The following is a 12,690-nucleotide window of genomic DNA, read 5'->3' as shown; positions in this document are numbered from 1 at the left end:
TTCGGGAAATCCGCGCCGATCGCTTAAAGCTGTCGCGAGTTGGCGCGTCTTTAACGGAATCAGCGCCGAAAAGCAACTGCTCCGCCCAAGATTCTTTAACAAGTCCAAGCCGGCTCAGAGGCCGGCAAGGATTTTCTCGATGTCCGCCGTGACCGTGTCGATCTCGGCCATGCCGTCAACGACCTTCAGCTTGCCCTTGGCATAGTAGTAACCGATCAGCGGCGAGGTCTCCTTGTAGTAGACCTCCAGGCGTTTGGTCATCGTCTCGGCATTGTCGTCGGGCCGGCGCTTGAAATGGGTCGAACCACACTTGTCGCAGACGCCTTCGCTCGCCGGCTTCTTGTCGGTGTCGTGATAGACCGTTCCGCACTGGGCGCAGGAATAACGACCGGACACACGGCGGATAAGCTCCTTGTCATCCACGCGCAGCTCGACGACGACGGAAAGATCGAGCCCCTTGGACTTCAGCATTTCCTCGGTGGCGTCTGCCTGCACCAGGGTGCGCGGGAAGCCATCGAGAATGAAGCCGTTGGCGGCGTCCGGCTGATCGATACGTTCGGAAACGATCGCATTGACGATTTCATCGGAGACGAGCCTGCCCGCGTCCATAACGGCCTTGGCACGTTTGCCGACTTCCGTCTCGGCAGCTACAGCCGCACGCAGCATGTCGCCGGTGGAAAGCTGCGGAATTCCGTGCTTCTCCACGATCCGCTGGGCCTGGGTCCCCTTACCCGCGCCCGGCGGCCCCAAAAGAATCAATCTCATCGTCCCCTCTTTCCTCCGCGCAATTTCGACTTCTTGATCAGCCCCTCATATTGCTGCGCAATCAAGTGGCCCTGAATCTGAGCGACCGTATCGAGCGTTACACTGACGACGATCAAAAGCGAAGTACCACCAAGGGCTAACGGAACGCCCGTGCGAGCCACCAGGATTTCCGGCAGGATGCAGACGAACACGAGATAGATGGCGCCGACGACCGTGATGCGGGTCAGCACGTAGTCGATGTACTCGGCCGTCCGCTCACCCGGACGGATGCCCGGAATGAAGCCGCCGTGCTTCTTCAGGTTGTCGGCGGTGTCCTTCGGATTGAAGACGATCGCCGTGTAGAAGAATGCGAAGAAGGCGATCAGCAGGCCATAGAGCAGCATGAACAGCGGCTGGCCGTGGCCGAGCGCCGAAATGATCGTCGTCGCCCAGTTCGGGAGCTGGCTGTTACCGGCGAAGCCCGCTGCCGTCGCCGGCAGAAGCAGGAGCGACGAGGCGAAGATCGCCGGGATGACGCCCGAGGTATTGAGCTTCAGCGGCAGGTGCGAGGTATCGCCCTGGAACATGCGATTGCCAACCTGGCGCTTCGGATACTGGATCAACAGGCGGCGCTGCGCACGCTCGACGAACACGATCAAGGCGATGACGCCGATCGCAACGACGATGACGGTCAGAATAAGTGCCGTCGAAAGAGCGCCGGTGCGGCCGAGCTCGAGCGTTCCGGCAAGAGCCGACGGAAGGCCGGCCGCGATGCCCGCGAAGATGATCAGCGAAATACCGTTGCCGATGCCGCGCGAGGTGATCTGCTCACCGAGCCACATCAGGAACATGGTGCCGCCGAGCAGCGTCACGACCGTGGAAATACGGAAGAACCAGCCCGGATCCATCACGATCCCCTGCCCGCTCTCAAGGCCGACCGCAATGCCATAGGCCTGCAGCGTGCCGAGCAGCACGGTTCCGTAACGGGTGTACTGGTTGATGATCTTGCGACCCTGCTCGCCTTCCTTCTTCAAGGCTTCGAGCGAGGGGACGACCGAGGTCATCAGCTGCACGATGATCGACGCGGAGATATAGGGCATGATGCCGAGCGCGAAGATCGCCATGCGCTCGACCGCGCCGCCCGCGAACATGTTGAAGAGACCGAGGATGCCGCTCGCCTGGCCACGGAAGGCCTGCGCATAAGCCTCAGGGTTCAGCCCCGGAAGCGGAATATGCGTACCAAGGCGATAAACGAGGAGTGCTGCGAGCGTGAACCACAGTCGCTTCTTGAGGTCCTCCGCCTTGGCGAAGGTCGAAAAATTCAGATTGGAGGCAAGTTGTTCCGCTGCAGAAGCCATGCAATTCTCCGCCTGACCAATTCTCCGGCGGTGGACAAGTGCCGGGTCCGGAAAGCAGTCTCAAAAATTCAGTTTCAGAAAACCGGGCGGGGAGATTGCGGGCGCAATCGGCTGCCTCACCCTGTTTTCAGTATGATCCCGGACAGGCGACCGGCTAGATCGCTCCAGGATCGTGAGGCTCACATATGGAGATAAAATTGCCCGGTGTGAAGCTCACTCCGGGCAATTTCAAACGATTTATTCAGCAGCGGCTTCCACTGCGAGGAGCAGCTTAACGGAACCGCCAGCCTTTTCGATCTTCTCGACGGCAGCCTTGGAAGCACCAGCGACTTCGATCGTGACCTTCGCCTTGAGCTCGCCATCGGAAAGGACGCGAACACCGTCCTTCTCGCGACGGATCACGCCGGCAGCCTTGAGGGCGGCGGCATCGATCGTTGCCTTCGGGTCCAGCTTCTTGGCGTCGATAGCCGTCTGGATGCGGCCGAGCGACACGGTGACGAAGTCGGAAGCGAAGATGTTGTTGAAGCCGCGCTTCGGCAGGCGGCGATAGATCGGCATCTGGCCGCCTTCGAAGCCGTTGATCGACACGCCGGAGCGAGCCTTCTGGCCCTTCACGCCGCGACCACCGGTCTTGCCCTTGCCGGAACCGATACCGCGACCTACGCGGATACGATCCTTGGTGGCGCCTTCGTTGTCCTTGATCTCATTCAGTTTCATGGTCAATTCCTCCGTCTCACTTCTCGTCGACGACGCGAACGAGATGCTGGACAGCCCGGATCATGCCACGAACGGAAGGAGTGTCTTCCAGCGTACGGGTCCGGTGCATCTTGTTGAGGCCGAGACCGATCAGCGTCTGACGCTGGACGGCAGGGCGGCGGATGGGGCTACCGATCTGCTGGACGGTAACCGTCTTCTTTGCGGCTTCTGCTTTCTTAGCCATGATCCGCTCTCCTTATTCTTCCGAGGTCACACCGGAAGAAGCACGGCGAGCCTGGAGCGTTGCATACTTGATGCCGCGCTGTGCCGCGATGTCCTTCGGATGAACCTGGTGCTTCAGGGCGTCGAACGTGGCGCGAACCATGTTGTAGGGGTTCGACGAACCGGTCGACTTGGCGACGACGTCATGAACGCCGAGCGTCTCGAATACGGCGCGCATCGGACCGCCGGCGATGATACCGGTACCAGCCTTGGCCGAGCGCAGCAGAACCTTGCCGGCGCCGTGACGGCCATTGACGTCATGATGCAGCGTACGACCGTCGCGCAGCGGTACGAAGATCAGGTCGCGCTTTGCAGCTTCGGTAGCCTTGCGGATGGCTTCCGGCACTTCGCGTGCCTTGCCATGGCCGAAGCCGACGCGGCCCTTCTGGTCGCCGACGACGACGAGAGCTGCGAAACCGAAGCGACGGCCGCCCTTGACGACCTTTGCGACGCGGTTGATCGCGACCAGCTTGTCGACGAATTCGCTATCGCGCTCTTCACGGGCCTGGCGATCTTCGCGCTGACCCCTTCTTTCCTGTGCCATTGTCCTTTTCCTTTTTTCTTTTCCGGGTGCAATCGGCAGATTACCCATTGAAGCAACTCGGGCACGAAACCCGAGGACGCTCCTCATTTGCGGCGAACCGCAATTCGCCCGGCCTCCCCTATCAGGAAAGGCCGGGCGAAATTCCTTAGAAGCTCAGGCCGCCTTCGCGGGCAGCTTCGGCAAGCGCCTTGACGCGGCCGTGATAGAGGAAGGCGCCGCGATCGAACACGACTTCCTTCACGCCGGCCTTGGCGGCACGCTCGGCGACGAGCTTGCCGACGGCTGCGGCAGCAGCAACGTCAGCGCCGGTCTTCAGCGACTTGCGCAGATCACCCTCGAGCGTGGAAGCGGCTGCGAGCGTGCGGCCGGCCACGTCATCGATGACCTGGACATAGATGTTCTTCGACGAGCGATGAACCGACAGGCGCGGGCGGCCATTGGCGACCGCCTTGATCTGGCGACGCACTCGGCTCGCGCGCTTGGCAAGTACTTGTTTCCTGCTAGCCATTTCGCGTGATCCTTACTTCTTCTTGCCTTCCTTGCGGACGATCCGTTCCTCGGCGTACTTGACGCCTTTGCCCTTATAGGGCTCCGGACCGCGGTATTCGCGGATTTCCGCGGCTACCTGACCGACCTGCTGCTTATTGATGCCGGTGACGACGATTTCCGTCGGCTTCGGCACGGCAATGGTGATGCCCTGCGGCGGTTCATAGACCACGTCGTGGCTGAAGCCGAGCGCGAGCTGCAGGTTCTTGCCCTGCATCGAGGCACGGTAACCAACGCCGTTGATCTCGAGCTTGCGCTCGAAACCGTCCTTAACACCCTTGAAGATGTTCTCGACCATCGTGCGGGACATGCCCCACTTCGAGCGAGCATCCTTGGTATCGTTGATCGGAGTCACCGATACCGCATTGTCCTTGAGTTCAAGCTTGACTTCGTCATTCGCGACGAAGAACAGCTCGCCCTTCGGGCCCTTGGCAGTCACTTTCTGGCCGTCGATAGCAGCCGTAACACCTGCAGGAACCTGAACGGGCTTTTTACCGATACGAGACATGTTTCAATCCTGTCTGTTCGCTATGGAGAACCCCTGCCCTGTCTTAGAAGACCGAGCAGAGAACCTCGCCACCTACGTTCTGTTCGCGAGCCTGGTGATCGGCCATCACGCCCTTCGGAGTCGAAAGGATGGTGATGCCGAGGCCGTTCGCGACCTGCGGAATGGACTTTACCGAGACATAGACCCGGCGGCCCGGCTTGGACACGCGGCCGATCTCACGGATCACCGACGCGCCTTCGTAGTACTTCAGCTCGATTTCAAGCTCGGACTTGCCGTTGCCGTAATCGACCTGGGAATAACCGCGGATGTAGCCTTCCGCCTGCAGAACGTCGAGGACGCGAGCACGCAGCCGGGAAGCCGGCGTGGACACGGTCGACTTGCGGCGGGAAGCACCGTTGCGGATGCGGGTGAGCATATCACCCAAGGGATCAGTCATGGTCATCTAACGATCTCCTTACCAGCTCGACTTGACGACGCCCGGCACCTTGCCGAGGTTGCCCAGCTCGCGAAGCGCGATACGCGACATCTTGAGCTTGCGATAGAAAGCGCGCGGGCGACCGGTGACTTCGCAACGGTTGCGGATGCGCGTCTTCGAGCCATCGCGCGGCAGCGAAGCGAGCTTCAGGGTTGCCTTGAACCGGTCTTCGATCGGAAGTTCCTGGTTCATGATGGTCGCCTTCAGGGCAGCGCGCTTGGCGGCCTGGACGGCGACGGTCTTGCGGCGGCGCTTGTTCTTTTCAACTGCGCTGGTTTTCGCCATATCGGAGTTCCTTCTTAACGCTCGTCGTTACGGTTACTGACGGAACGGGAAGTTGAACTCTGTCAGAAGAGCCCGTGCTTCGTCGTCGTTGGTAGCCGTCGTGCAAACGATGATGTCCATGCCCCACATCTGATCAACCTTGTCGTAGTTGATCTCAGGGAACACAATGTGCTCCTTGATGCCCATGGCGAAGTTGCCACGGCCGTCAAAGCTCTTGGGGTTCAGGCCGCGGAAGTCGCGAACGCGCGGCAGCGCGATGTTGACCAGGCGATCCAGGAATTCATACATGCGGGCGCCACGGAGAGTAACCTTCGCGCCGATCGGCATGTTCTCGCGCAGCTTGAAGCCGGCGATCGAATTGCGTGCCTTGGTGACGACCGGCTTCTGGCCGGCGATCGCCGCAAGATCCGCAGCAGCAACGGTGGGCTTCTTCGAGTCAGCCGTAGCTTCACCGACACCCATGTTGATCACGACCTTGTCGAGCTTCGGGATCTGCATCTCGTTCGCGTAGGCGAACTTTTCCTTCATCGCGCCGCGAATACGGGAAACATATTCCTTCTTGAGCCGCGGCTCATACTTTGCCTCAGCCATCGATTACATCTCCCGTACGCTTGGCAACACGCACCTTCTTGCCGTCAACGACGGAGAAACCAACGCGGGTCGGCTTCCCGTCCTTCGCGACGATCGCGATGTTGGACAGGTGAATGGATGCTTCCTTGTTGATGATGCCAGCCTCAGCGGTCTGTGTCTGACGCTGATGACGCTTCACCATGTTGATACCGCGCACCAAGGCGCGATCTTCCTTCGGCAGGACCTGGAGAACTTCGCCAGTGCGGCCCTTGTCCTTGCCAGTCAATACGACGACGTTGTCGCCCTTGCGGATCTTTTGCATCTTTCCCGCTCCCTTAGAGTACTTCCGGAGCCAGCGAGATGATCTTCATATGGTTCTTTGCGCGCAGTTCGCGCGGAACCGGTCCGAAGATACGGGTGCCGATCGGCTCTTTCTTGTTGTCGATGAGGACCGCTGCGTTGTTATCGAAGCGGATGACGCTGCCGTCCGGACGACGGATGTCCTTGGCGGTGCGCACAACAACCGCCTTCATCACGTCACCCTTCTTCACGCGGCCGCGCGGGATGGCTTCCTTGATCGATACGACGATGATGTCGCCGATCGAAGCGTACTTGCGCTTGGAGCCGCCCAGCACCTTGATGCACATGACACGACGTGCGCCGGAATTGTCCGCCACGTCGAGGTTTGTTTGCATCTGAATCATGTCAGGTCGCCTTTTTCTAATGACCGGAACGACCGGGCGCGAAAACGCCCCGATCCGGCTTTTGGACAGAATTTCGATGTGCGCGGGATGGGTCTTGCCAAGGTGGTTTCCCGGATGGGACCTTCCCTGCGCTCAAAGCAAAAGACGCTCGTTGCCGAGCGTCCTGCGCCAATGGCGTGCTTCATACAGGATTCTGCGCCAGACGCAAGGGCCTGACGCAGAAACCTGGGCAATTAAGCCTGGGCGGCAATAACCGTCCAGCGCTTGTCCTTGGAGATCGGCGCGCATTCCTCGATGGAAACCACGTCGCCAACCTTGTATTGGTTGTTCTCGTCATGCGCCTTGTACTTCTTGGAACGGCGGACCGTCTTCTGAAGCAGCGGATGCGCGAATCGGCGCTCTACCCGGACAACAACGGTCTTCTCGTTCTTGTCGGAAACAACTACGCCCTGCAGAATGCGTTTCGGCATATTATTCTTCCTTTAAGCCTTGGCTTCTGCCGCCTTCTGGCGGGCAATGGTTTTCACGCGGGCGATGTCCTTGCGGACTTCGTTGATGCGCGAGGACTTCTCGAGCTGACCGGTGGCCTTCTGGAAGCGCAGGTTGAACTGCTCCTTCTTGAGCTCGGCGAGCTTGTCCTTGAGCTGGTCGGCCGTGAGGCCGCGTACGTCTTCGGCTTTCATCGTGCCTTCTCCTTACTCTGCGATGCGCTGTACGAAGCGCGTCTTGACCGAGAGCTTGGCAGAACCGAGGCGAAGAGCCTCGCGAGCGATTTCTTCCGAAACGCCGTCGATCTCGAACATCATACGACCGGGCTTGACCTTGCATGCCCAGTATTCAACCGAACCCTTACCCTTACCCATACGGACTTCGGTGGGCTTGGCGGTGACAGGAACGTCAGGGAACACGCGGATCCAGACACGGCCCGCGCGCTTCATGTAACGGGTGATCGCGCGGCGAGCCGCTTCGATCTCGCGTGCATTGACGCGGTTCGGTTCCTGAGCCTTCAGGCCGAATTCACCAAAGGCAAGGTCGAAACCGCCCTTGGCAACGCCCTTGATGCGGCCCTTGAACTGCTTGCGGTACTTGGTACGCTTTGGCTGCAACATTTTCTTACTTCTCCGAGCTTATCTTTCGCCAGCGCTTATCAAGCGTTTTCGCGGCGACGATCGCCACGTTCGCGGCTTGCCGGGCCCTGCGCATCGCCTTCCAGCGCGCGCCGCTCGGAAGCCATCGGATCATGCTCAAGGATTTCGCCCTTGAAGATCCAGACCTTGATGCCGCAGATACCGAAAGCGGTTTCGGCTTCTGCCGTACCGTAGTCGATGTCGGCGCGCAGCGTATGAAGCGGAACGCGGCCTTCACGATACCATTCGGTACGAGCGATTTCTGCACCGCCGAGACGGCCGGCGCAGGTGATCTTGATGCCTTCGGCGCCGAGACGCATGGCCGACTGAACGGCACGCTTCATCGCACGGCGGAAAGCCACGCGGCGCTCGAGCTGCTGGGCGATCGACTGGGCGACCAGAGTCGCGTCGATTTCCGGCTTGCGCACTTCGACGATGTTGAGGTGCGTTTCAGACGACGTCATTTCGGAAAGCTTCTTGCGGAGCTTTTCGATGTCGGCGCCCTTCTTGCCGATGATGAGGCCCGGACGGGCCGAGTGGATCGTGACGCGGCACTTCTTGTGCGGACGCTCGATAACCACCTTGGAGATGCCGGCCTGCTTCAGCTCCTGCATCAGATAGGCGCGGATCTTCAGGTCCTCATGGAGGAGCTGACCGTATTCCGCGTTATCGGCGAACCAGCGGCTGTCCCAGGTACGATTGATGCCGAGGCGAAAGCCGATCGGATTGATTTTCTGGCCCATTATGCGGCCTCCCCTTTTTCCTCGACTTCGCGAACGACGATCGTCAGGTGAGCGAAGGGCTTCTCGATGCGCGAAGCGCGGCCGCGGCCGCGGGCATGGAAGCGCTTCATCACGATCGACTTGCCGACATAGGCTTCGGAAACGATCAGCGAATCGACGTCGAGGTCATGGTTGTTCTCGGCATTGGCGATTGCAGACTCGAGGGTCTTCTTCACCGTGCCGGCGATACGCTTGCGGGAGAACTCGAGCTCCGCAAGCGCGCGATCGACCTTCTTGCCGCGGATCATGGCGGCAACAAGGTTCAGCTTCTGAGGGCTGACGCGAAGCGTACGGGCGACTGCCTGTGCTTCGTTGTCCTTCAGCCGGCGTTCGGTCTTAGCCTTCGCCATGGTTACTTCCTCTTCGCCTTCTTGTCCGCACCGTGACCGTAATAGGTCCGGGTCGGAGAGAATTCACCGAACTTGTGACCGACCATGTCTTCATTGACGCTGACCGGCACATGCTTGCTGCCATTGTAGACGCCGAACGTGAGCCCGACGAACTGCGGAAGGATCGTGGAGCGACGGCTCCAGATCTTGATTACTTCATTGCGTCCGCCTTCGCGCACCTTCTCAGCCTTCGTGAGAAGATAGCCGTCAACAAACGGACCTTTCCATACTGAACGAGCCATTGTGTGACTTTCCTCTTACTTCTTGCGCTGATGGCGCGAACGCATGATGAACTTGTCGGTCGACTTGTTCGAACGCGTGCGCTTGCCCTTGGTCGGCTTGCCCCACGGGGTCACCGGATGGCGGCCACCGGAGGTGCGGCCTTCACCACCGCCGTGCGGATGGTCGACCGGGTTCATGACGACGCCGCGGTTATGCGGACGCTTGCCGCGCCAAACGGTGCGACCAGCCTTGCCGTCGTTGATGTTGCCGTGGTCCGGGTTGGAAACCGCACCGACCGTGGCCAGGCAGGAGCCAGGAACGAGGCGCTGCTCGCCGGAGTTCAGGCGAAGGATCGCCATGCCGGCGTCGCGGCCGACGAGCTGGACATAGGTGCCGGCCGAACGAGCGATCTGGCCACCCTTGCCCGGCTTCATTTCCACATTGTGGACGATGGAGCCGACCGGGATGTACTGAAGCGGCATGGTATTGCCGGGCTTCACGTCGACGGCCTTCTCGGAAGCGATGACCTTGTCGCCGGCAGCAAGGCGCTGCGGAGCGAGGATGTAGGCCTGTTCGCCGTCCGTGTAGGTGACGAGCGCGATGAACGCCGTACGGTTCGGGTCGTATTCCAGACGCTCGACCGTGCCTTCGACGTCGAACTTGCGACGCTTGAAGTCCACGAGACGGTAGGTGCGCTTGTGACCGCCACCGATGAAGCGAGCGGTGATGCGGCCGTTGTTGTTGCGGCCGCCGCTCTTGGTGAGACCTTCCGTCAGCGTCTTGACCGGCTTGCCCTTCCAGAGGCCCGAACGGTCGACGATGACCAGCTGGCGCTGGCTCGGGGTCGTCGGATTGTAGCTTTTCAATGCCATTGTATCTTACCTCAGAGACCGGTGGAGACGTCGATCGTCTGACCTTCGGCCAGGGTGACGACAGCCTTCTTGACGTCCTTCTGCTTGCCGATGAAGCCGCGGAAGCGCTTCACCTTGCCCTTGCGGACCAGCGTATTGACGGCAGTGACCTTCACACCGAAGAGCGCTTCTACGGCAGCCTTGATTTCAGGCTTGGAAGCAGTCTTGGCAACGTTGAAGACAACCTGGTTCTGTTCGGATACCAGCGTCGACTTTTCGGTGATCGAAGGAGATACGATCACATCATAGTGGCGAAGATCGGTCACTTGAAACGCTCCTCTAGAGCTTCAACTGCGGCCTTCGACAGGACGAGCTTGCCGCGACGCAGGATGTCGTAAACGTTGATGCCCTGAACCGGCAGAACGTCCACGTTCGGGATGTTCTGAGCGGCGAGCTTGAAGTTGTTATCGAGCTCAGCACCGCCGATGAACAGGACGTTGGTGAGGCCGAGCGTCTCGAACGAACCAGCGAGAGCCTTGGTCTTTGCTTCCGCAGCAACCAGGTTGTCGATGACGATCAGTTCTTCAGCCTTCAGCTTTGCCGAGAGGGCGTGACGCAGAGCAAGCGCACGAACCTTCTTGGGAAGGTCGTGCTCGTGGCTGCGGACGACCGGGCCATGAGCCTTGCCGCCGCCGCGGAACTGCGGAGCGCGAGCCGAATGGTGACGAGCGCGGCCCGTACCCTTCTGCTTGTACATCTTGGCACCGGTGCGGGAAACTTCCGCACGGCCCTTCGTCTTGTGAGTGCCCTGCTGCTTCTTGGCGAGCTGCCAACGAACCATGCGGGCGAGAATGTCTTCACGAGGATCGAGGCCGAAAATCTCATCCGACAGGGAGACCTTGCCGGCGTCTTTTCCCTCGAGGGTCTTGACGTTAAATTCCATTTGCTTGGCTCCCTTACTTCGCGGCCGACTTGACGGCATCGCGAACGACGATCCAGGCGCCCTTGGAGCCGGGGACGGCACCCTTGACGAGGATCAGGCCACGGTTCTCGTCGGTGGAGACGACTTCCAGGTTCTGGGTGGTGACACGCGTCTGGCCCATGTGACCAGCCATGCGCTTGCCCTTCCAGACGCGGCCCGGATCCTGGTTGGAACCGGTCGAACCATGCGAACGGTGCGAAACGGACACACCGTGCGTGGCGCGCAGACCACCGAAGTTGTGGCGCTTCATGGCGCCGGCAAAACCCTTACCGATCGTGGTGCCGGTAACGTCCACCAACTGGCCAGCCTGGAAATGGCCCGCCGTCAGCTCGGTGCCGACATCGATCATGTTGTCTTCAGAAACGCGAAACTCTACGAGCTTCGCCTTCGGCTCGACGTTGGCGACGGCAAAGTTGCCGCGCATCGCCTTGGAGGTGTTCTTCACCTTCGCCGTGCCCGCACCGAGCTGAACAGCGGTATAGCCGTTCTTCTCGACGGTGCGGTGCGCGACGACCTGGCAGCTTTCCAGCCGCAATACGGTTACCGGGATATGCTCGCCAGCGTCGTTGTAGACGCGGGTCATTCCCACCTTCTGTGCAATTACACCCGAACGCATCGGTTCAATCCTTCTCACTCCGCTCGAGGCGCAAACCTCAGAGCTTGATCTCAACATCAACACCGGCGGCGAGATCGAGCTTCATCAGCGCGTCTACCGTCTGCGGGGTCGGGTCAACGATATCGAGAAGGCGCTTATGCGTGCGCATCTCGAACTGCTCGCGGCTCTTCTTGTCGATGTGGGGGGACCGGTTAACCGTAAACTTCTCGATTCGGGTCGGAAGCGGAACGGGGCCCCGGACGCTAGCACCGGTGCGCTTCGCCGTCGACACGATCTCGCGCGTGGAAGCATCGAGAATCCGGTGATCGAACGCCTTCAGGCGAATGCGGATATTTTGGCCGTTCATTCGACGTTATCCTTGTTTTCTGTCACCCGCATGCCAAACGATACGGCAGGGGTTGTTCGTTTACCTAAGGCGGACCACCGGTTTCAAAGATCGAAGGGACACCGAATCCGGCACCCCTTCCATTCTTCGGGCCATATGACCCACCTTAAATTGTTGGGCAGTCGCCTGTTTCGTACATACGAAGCAGGCGCAAATTACGCTCGCGCGCCATTTGCTACATTTTTGTGTCATAAGCAAGCCGCCTCGGGCCGCTTGCTTAAAGTTTTTCGGACGAAGCCGGCATCCCAAGATGCCGGCTTCGTCTTTGAATTACTCGACGATGGAGGCGACGATGCCTGCGCCGACGGTACGGCCGCCTTCGCGGATCGCGAAGCGCAGCTTCTCTTCCATGGCGATCGGAACGATCAGCTCGACGTCAACCGTCACGTTGTCGCCCGGCATCACCATTTCCGTGCCTTCCGGAAGCGTCACGATGCCCGTCACGTCCGTCGTACGGAAGTAGAACTGCGGACGGTAGTTCGTGAAGAACGGCGTATGACGGCCGCCCTCTTCCTTCGTCAGGATGTAGGCTTCTGCCTTGAACTTCTTGTGCGGCTTGACCGAACCCGGCTTGCACAGGATCTGGCCACGCTCGACGCCGTTGCGGTCCACACCGCGAACCAG

General features: G+C 60.1%; 24 protein-coding genes. All 24 read right to left on the bottom strand.

All coding sequences use genetic code 11. The features are described from left to right. Positions 1–114 precede the first annotated feature (114 nt). Positions 115–765: an adenylate kinase gene (locus ACE04I_RS21130; RefSeq protein ID WP_046792676.1), complete on the bottom strand. Its 651-nt coding sequence runs from the start codon at positions 763–765 to the stop codon at positions 115–117. After that, a complete protein-coding gene (secY, locus tag ACE04I_RS21125) occupies positions 762–2,102 on the bottom strand; it encodes a preprotein translocase subunit SecY (protein ID WP_046792677.1) in 1,341 nt (446 codons plus the stop codon). The genes ACE04I_RS21130 and secY overlap by 4 nt, the downstream gene beginning before the upstream one ends. Before the next feature lie 237 nt (positions 2,103–2,339). Then, a complete protein-coding gene (gene rplO / locus ACE04I_RS21120; RefSeq protein WP_046792678.1) occupies positions 2,340–2,819 on the bottom strand; it encodes a 50S ribosomal protein L15 in 480 nt (159 codons plus the stop codon). Positions 2,820–2,835: 16 nt separating this feature from the next. Beyond that, on the bottom strand, positions 2,836–3,042 hold the full coding sequence (gene rpmD, locus ACE04I_RS21115) for a 50S ribosomal protein L30 (protein ID WP_046792679.1): 207 nt from the start codon (positions 3,040–3,042) through the stop codon (positions 2,836–2,838). A 12-nt stretch (positions 3,043–3,054) separates the two neighbouring features. Then, entirely contained in the window at positions 3,055–3,624 is a 570-nt protein-coding gene (gene rpsE / locus ACE04I_RS21110) for a 30S ribosomal protein S5 (protein WP_046792680.1), read from the bottom strand. A gap of 145 nt (positions 3,625–3,769) precedes the next feature. Beyond that, positions 3,770–4,132, bottom strand: a complete 363-nt coding sequence (gene rplR / locus ACE04I_RS21105) for a 50S ribosomal protein L18 (RefSeq protein ID WP_046792681.1) — start codon at positions 4,130–4,132, stop codon at positions 3,770–3,772. Positions 4,133–4,144: 12 nt separating this feature from the next. Further along, positions 4,145–4,678 carry a 50S ribosomal protein L6 gene (gene rplF, locus ACE04I_RS21100; protein ID WP_046792682.1) on the bottom strand — a complete coding sequence of 178 codons (534 nt, stop codon included), beginning with the start codon at positions 4,676–4,678 and terminating at the stop codon, positions 4,145–4,147. A gap of 43 nt (positions 4,679–4,721) precedes the next feature. Further along, on the bottom strand, positions 4,722–5,120 hold the full coding sequence (gene rpsH / locus ACE04I_RS21095; protein ID WP_093000495.1) for a 30S ribosomal protein S8: 399 nt from the start codon (positions 5,118–5,120) through the stop codon (positions 4,722–4,724). A gap of 12 nt (positions 5,121–5,132) precedes the next feature. Further along, the gene (gene rpsN, locus ACE04I_RS21090; RefSeq protein ID WP_046792684.1) at positions 5,133–5,438 is read right to left on the bottom strand and encodes a 30S ribosomal protein S14; all 306 of its coding nucleotides are present in this window, start codon (positions 5,436–5,438) and stop codon (positions 5,133–5,135) included. 33 nt (positions 5,439–5,471) lie between these two features. After that, on the bottom strand, positions 5,472–6,029 hold the full coding sequence (gene rplE, locus ACE04I_RS21085) for a 50S ribosomal protein L5 (RefSeq protein WP_046792685.1): 558 nt from the start codon (positions 6,027–6,029) through the stop codon (positions 5,472–5,474). After that, complete coding sequence (gene rplX, locus ACE04I_RS21080) at positions 6,022–6,330, bottom strand: 50S ribosomal protein L24 (protein WP_046792686.1); 309 nt, start codon at positions 6,328–6,330, stop codon at positions 6,022–6,024. The genes rplE and rplX overlap by 8 nt, the downstream gene beginning before the upstream one ends. A 13-nt stretch (positions 6,331–6,343) precedes the next feature. Then, on the bottom strand, positions 6,344–6,712 hold the full coding sequence (rplN, locus tag ACE04I_RS21075) for a 50S ribosomal protein L14 (protein ID WP_007770138.1): 369 nt from the start codon (positions 6,710–6,712) through the stop codon (positions 6,344–6,346). A gap of 233 nt (positions 6,713–6,945) precedes the next feature. Then, a complete protein-coding gene (gene rpsQ / locus ACE04I_RS21070) occupies positions 6,946–7,182 on the bottom strand; it encodes a 30S ribosomal protein S17 (RefSeq protein WP_046792687.1) in 237 nt (78 codons plus the stop codon). 12 nt (positions 7,183–7,194) lie between these two features. Beyond that, positions 7,195–7,395 (bottom strand): 50S ribosomal protein L29, encoded by a 201-nt coding sequence (gene rpmC, locus ACE04I_RS21065; RefSeq protein ID WP_046792688.1) that lies wholly within the window; start codon positions 7,393–7,395, stop codon positions 7,195–7,197. Positions 7,396–7,407: 12 nt separating this feature from the next. Further along, complete coding sequence (gene rplP / locus ACE04I_RS21060) at positions 7,408–7,821, bottom strand: 50S ribosomal protein L16 (RefSeq protein ID WP_046792689.1); 414 nt, start codon at positions 7,819–7,821, stop codon at positions 7,408–7,410. 38 nt (positions 7,822–7,859) lie between these two features. Further along, the gene (rpsC, locus tag ACE04I_RS21055) at positions 7,860–8,582 is read right to left on the bottom strand and encodes a 30S ribosomal protein S3 (RefSeq protein WP_046792690.1); all 723 of its coding nucleotides are present in this window, start codon (positions 8,580–8,582) and stop codon (positions 7,860–7,862) included. Next, entirely contained in the window at positions 8,582–8,971 is a 390-nt protein-coding gene (rplV, locus tag ACE04I_RS21050; RefSeq protein WP_037151099.1) for a 50S ribosomal protein L22, read from the bottom strand. Before rplV ends, rpsC begins: the two co-directional genes overlap by 1 nt. 2 nt (positions 8,972–8,973) lie before the next feature. Then, positions 8,974–9,252, bottom strand: a complete 279-nt coding sequence (rpsS, locus tag ACE04I_RS21045; protein WP_045230774.1) for a 30S ribosomal protein S19 — start codon at positions 9,250–9,252, stop codon at positions 8,974–8,976. A 15-nt stretch (positions 9,253–9,267) separates the two neighbouring features. After that, the gene (gene rplB / locus ACE04I_RS21040) at positions 9,268–10,104 is read right to left on the bottom strand and encodes a 50S ribosomal protein L2 (RefSeq protein ID WP_046792691.1); all 837 of its coding nucleotides are present in this window, start codon (positions 10,102–10,104) and stop codon (positions 9,268–9,270) included. Between the two features lie 11 nt (positions 10,105–10,115). After that, a complete protein-coding gene (locus ACE04I_RS21035; protein WP_046792692.1) occupies positions 10,116–10,409 on the bottom strand; it encodes a 50S ribosomal protein L23 in 294 nt (97 codons plus the stop codon). Further along, positions 10,406–11,026, bottom strand: a complete 621-nt coding sequence (rplD, locus tag ACE04I_RS21030; RefSeq protein ID WP_046792693.1) for a 50S ribosomal protein L4 — start codon at positions 11,024–11,026, stop codon at positions 10,406–10,408. The genes ACE04I_RS21035 and rplD overlap by 4 nt, the downstream gene beginning before the upstream one ends. Positions 11,027–11,039: 13 nt before the next feature. Beyond that, on the bottom strand, positions 11,040–11,681 hold the full coding sequence (gene rplC / locus ACE04I_RS21025; protein WP_046792694.1) for a 50S ribosomal protein L3: 642 nt from the start codon (positions 11,679–11,681) through the stop codon (positions 11,040–11,042). 37 nt (positions 11,682–11,718) lie between these two features. After that, complete coding sequence (gene rpsJ, locus ACE04I_RS21020; RefSeq protein ID WP_003547547.1) at positions 11,719–12,027, bottom strand: 30S ribosomal protein S10; 309 nt, start codon at positions 12,025–12,027, stop codon at positions 11,719–11,721. Positions 12,028–12,336: 309 nt separating this feature from the next. Next, on the bottom strand, positions 12,337–12,690 hold a 354-nt coding region (locus tag ACE04I_RS21015; protein ID WP_487207586.1), incomplete at its 5' end, for an EF-Tu C-terminal domain-related protein.

Source organism: Rhizobium moroccans (genome assembly GCF_057559155.1).
The sequence above is the reverse complement of the archived record's forward strand: the minus strand, read 5'-3'. Positions and strand labels throughout refer to the sequence as shown.

Bases quoted from the DNA above. Each gene is read 5' to 3' on its own strand.
- rpsJ (WP_003547547.1), bottom strand. From the start codon at position 12,027: ATGAACGGCCAAAATATCCGCATTCGCCTGAAGGCGTTCGATCACCGG.
- rplC (WP_046792694.1), bottom strand. From the start codon at position 11,681: ATGCGTTCGGGTGTAATTGCACAGAAGGTGGGAATGACCCGCGTCTAC.
- rpsC (WP_046792690.1), bottom strand. From the start codon at position 8,582: ATGGGCCAGAAAATCAATCCGATCGGCTTTCGCCTCGGCATCAATCGT.
- rplO (WP_046792678.1), bottom strand. From the start codon at position 2,819: ATGAAACTGAATGAGATCAAGGACAACGAAGGCGCCACCAAGGATCGT.
- rplV (WP_037151099.1), bottom strand. From the start codon at position 8,971: ATGGCGAAGGCTAAGACCGAACGCCGGCTGAAGGACAACGAAGCACAG.
- rpsN (WP_046792684.1), bottom strand. From the start codon at position 5,438: ATGGCGAAAACCAGCGCAGTTGAAAAGAACAAGCGCCGCCGCAAGACC.
- rpsS (WP_045230774.1), bottom strand. From the start codon at position 9,252: ATGGCTCGTTCAGTATGGAAAGGTCCGTTTGTTGACGGCTATCTTCTC.
- rplN (WP_007770138.1), bottom strand. From the start codon at position 6,712: ATGATTCAGATGCAAACAAACCTCGACGTGGCGGACAATTCCGGCGCA.
- rpsE (WP_046792680.1), bottom strand. From the start codon at position 3,624: ATGGCACAGGAAAGAAGGGGTCAGCGCGAAGATCGCCAGGCCCGTGAA.
- rplE (WP_046792685.1), bottom strand. From the start codon at position 6,029: ATGGCTGAGGCAAAGTATGAGCCGCGGCTCAAGAAGGAATATGTTTCC.
- rplF (WP_046792682.1), bottom strand. From the start codon at position 4,678: ATGTCTCGTATCGGTAAAAAGCCCGTTCAGGTTCCTGCAGGTGTTACG.
- rpsQ (WP_046792687.1), bottom strand. From the start codon at position 7,182: ATGCCGAAACGCATTCTGCAGGGCGTAGTTGTTTCCGACAAGAACGAG.
- rplX (WP_046792686.1), bottom strand. From the start codon at position 6,330: ATGCAAAAGATCCGCAAGGGCGACAACGTCGTCGTATTGACTGGCAAG.
- rpmC (WP_046792688.1), bottom strand. From the start codon at position 7,395: ATGAAAGCCGAAGACGTACGCGGCCTCACGGCCGACCAGCTCAAGGAC.
- rplD (WP_046792693.1), bottom strand. From the start codon at position 11,026: ATGGAATTTAACGTCAAGACCCTCGAGGGAAAAGACGCCGGCAAGGTC.
- rplP (WP_046792689.1), bottom strand. From the start codon at position 7,821: ATGTTGCAGCCAAAGCGTACCAAGTACCGCAAGCAGTTCAAGGGCCGC.
- secY (WP_046792677.1), bottom strand. From the start codon at position 2,102: ATGGCTTCTGCAGCGGAACAACTTGCCTCCAATCTGAATTTTTCGACC.
- rpmD (WP_046792679.1), bottom strand. From the start codon at position 3,042: ATGGCTAAGAAAGCAGAAGCCGCAAAGAAGACGGTTACCGTCCAGCAG.
- rplR (WP_046792681.1), bottom strand. From the start codon at position 4,132: ATGGCTAGCAGGAAACAAGTACTTGCCAAGCGCGCGAGCCGAGTGCGT.
- ACE04I_RS21130 (WP_046792676.1), bottom strand. From the start codon at position 765: ATGAGATTGATTCTTTTGGGGCCGCCGGGCGCGGGTAAGGGGACCCAG.
- rplB (WP_046792691.1), bottom strand. From the start codon at position 10,104: ATGGCATTGAAAAGCTACAATCCGACGACCCCGAGCCAGCGCCAGCTG.
- rpsH (WP_093000495.1), bottom strand. From the start codon at position 5,120: ATGACCATGACTGATCCCTTGGGTGATATGCTCACCCGCATCCGCAAC.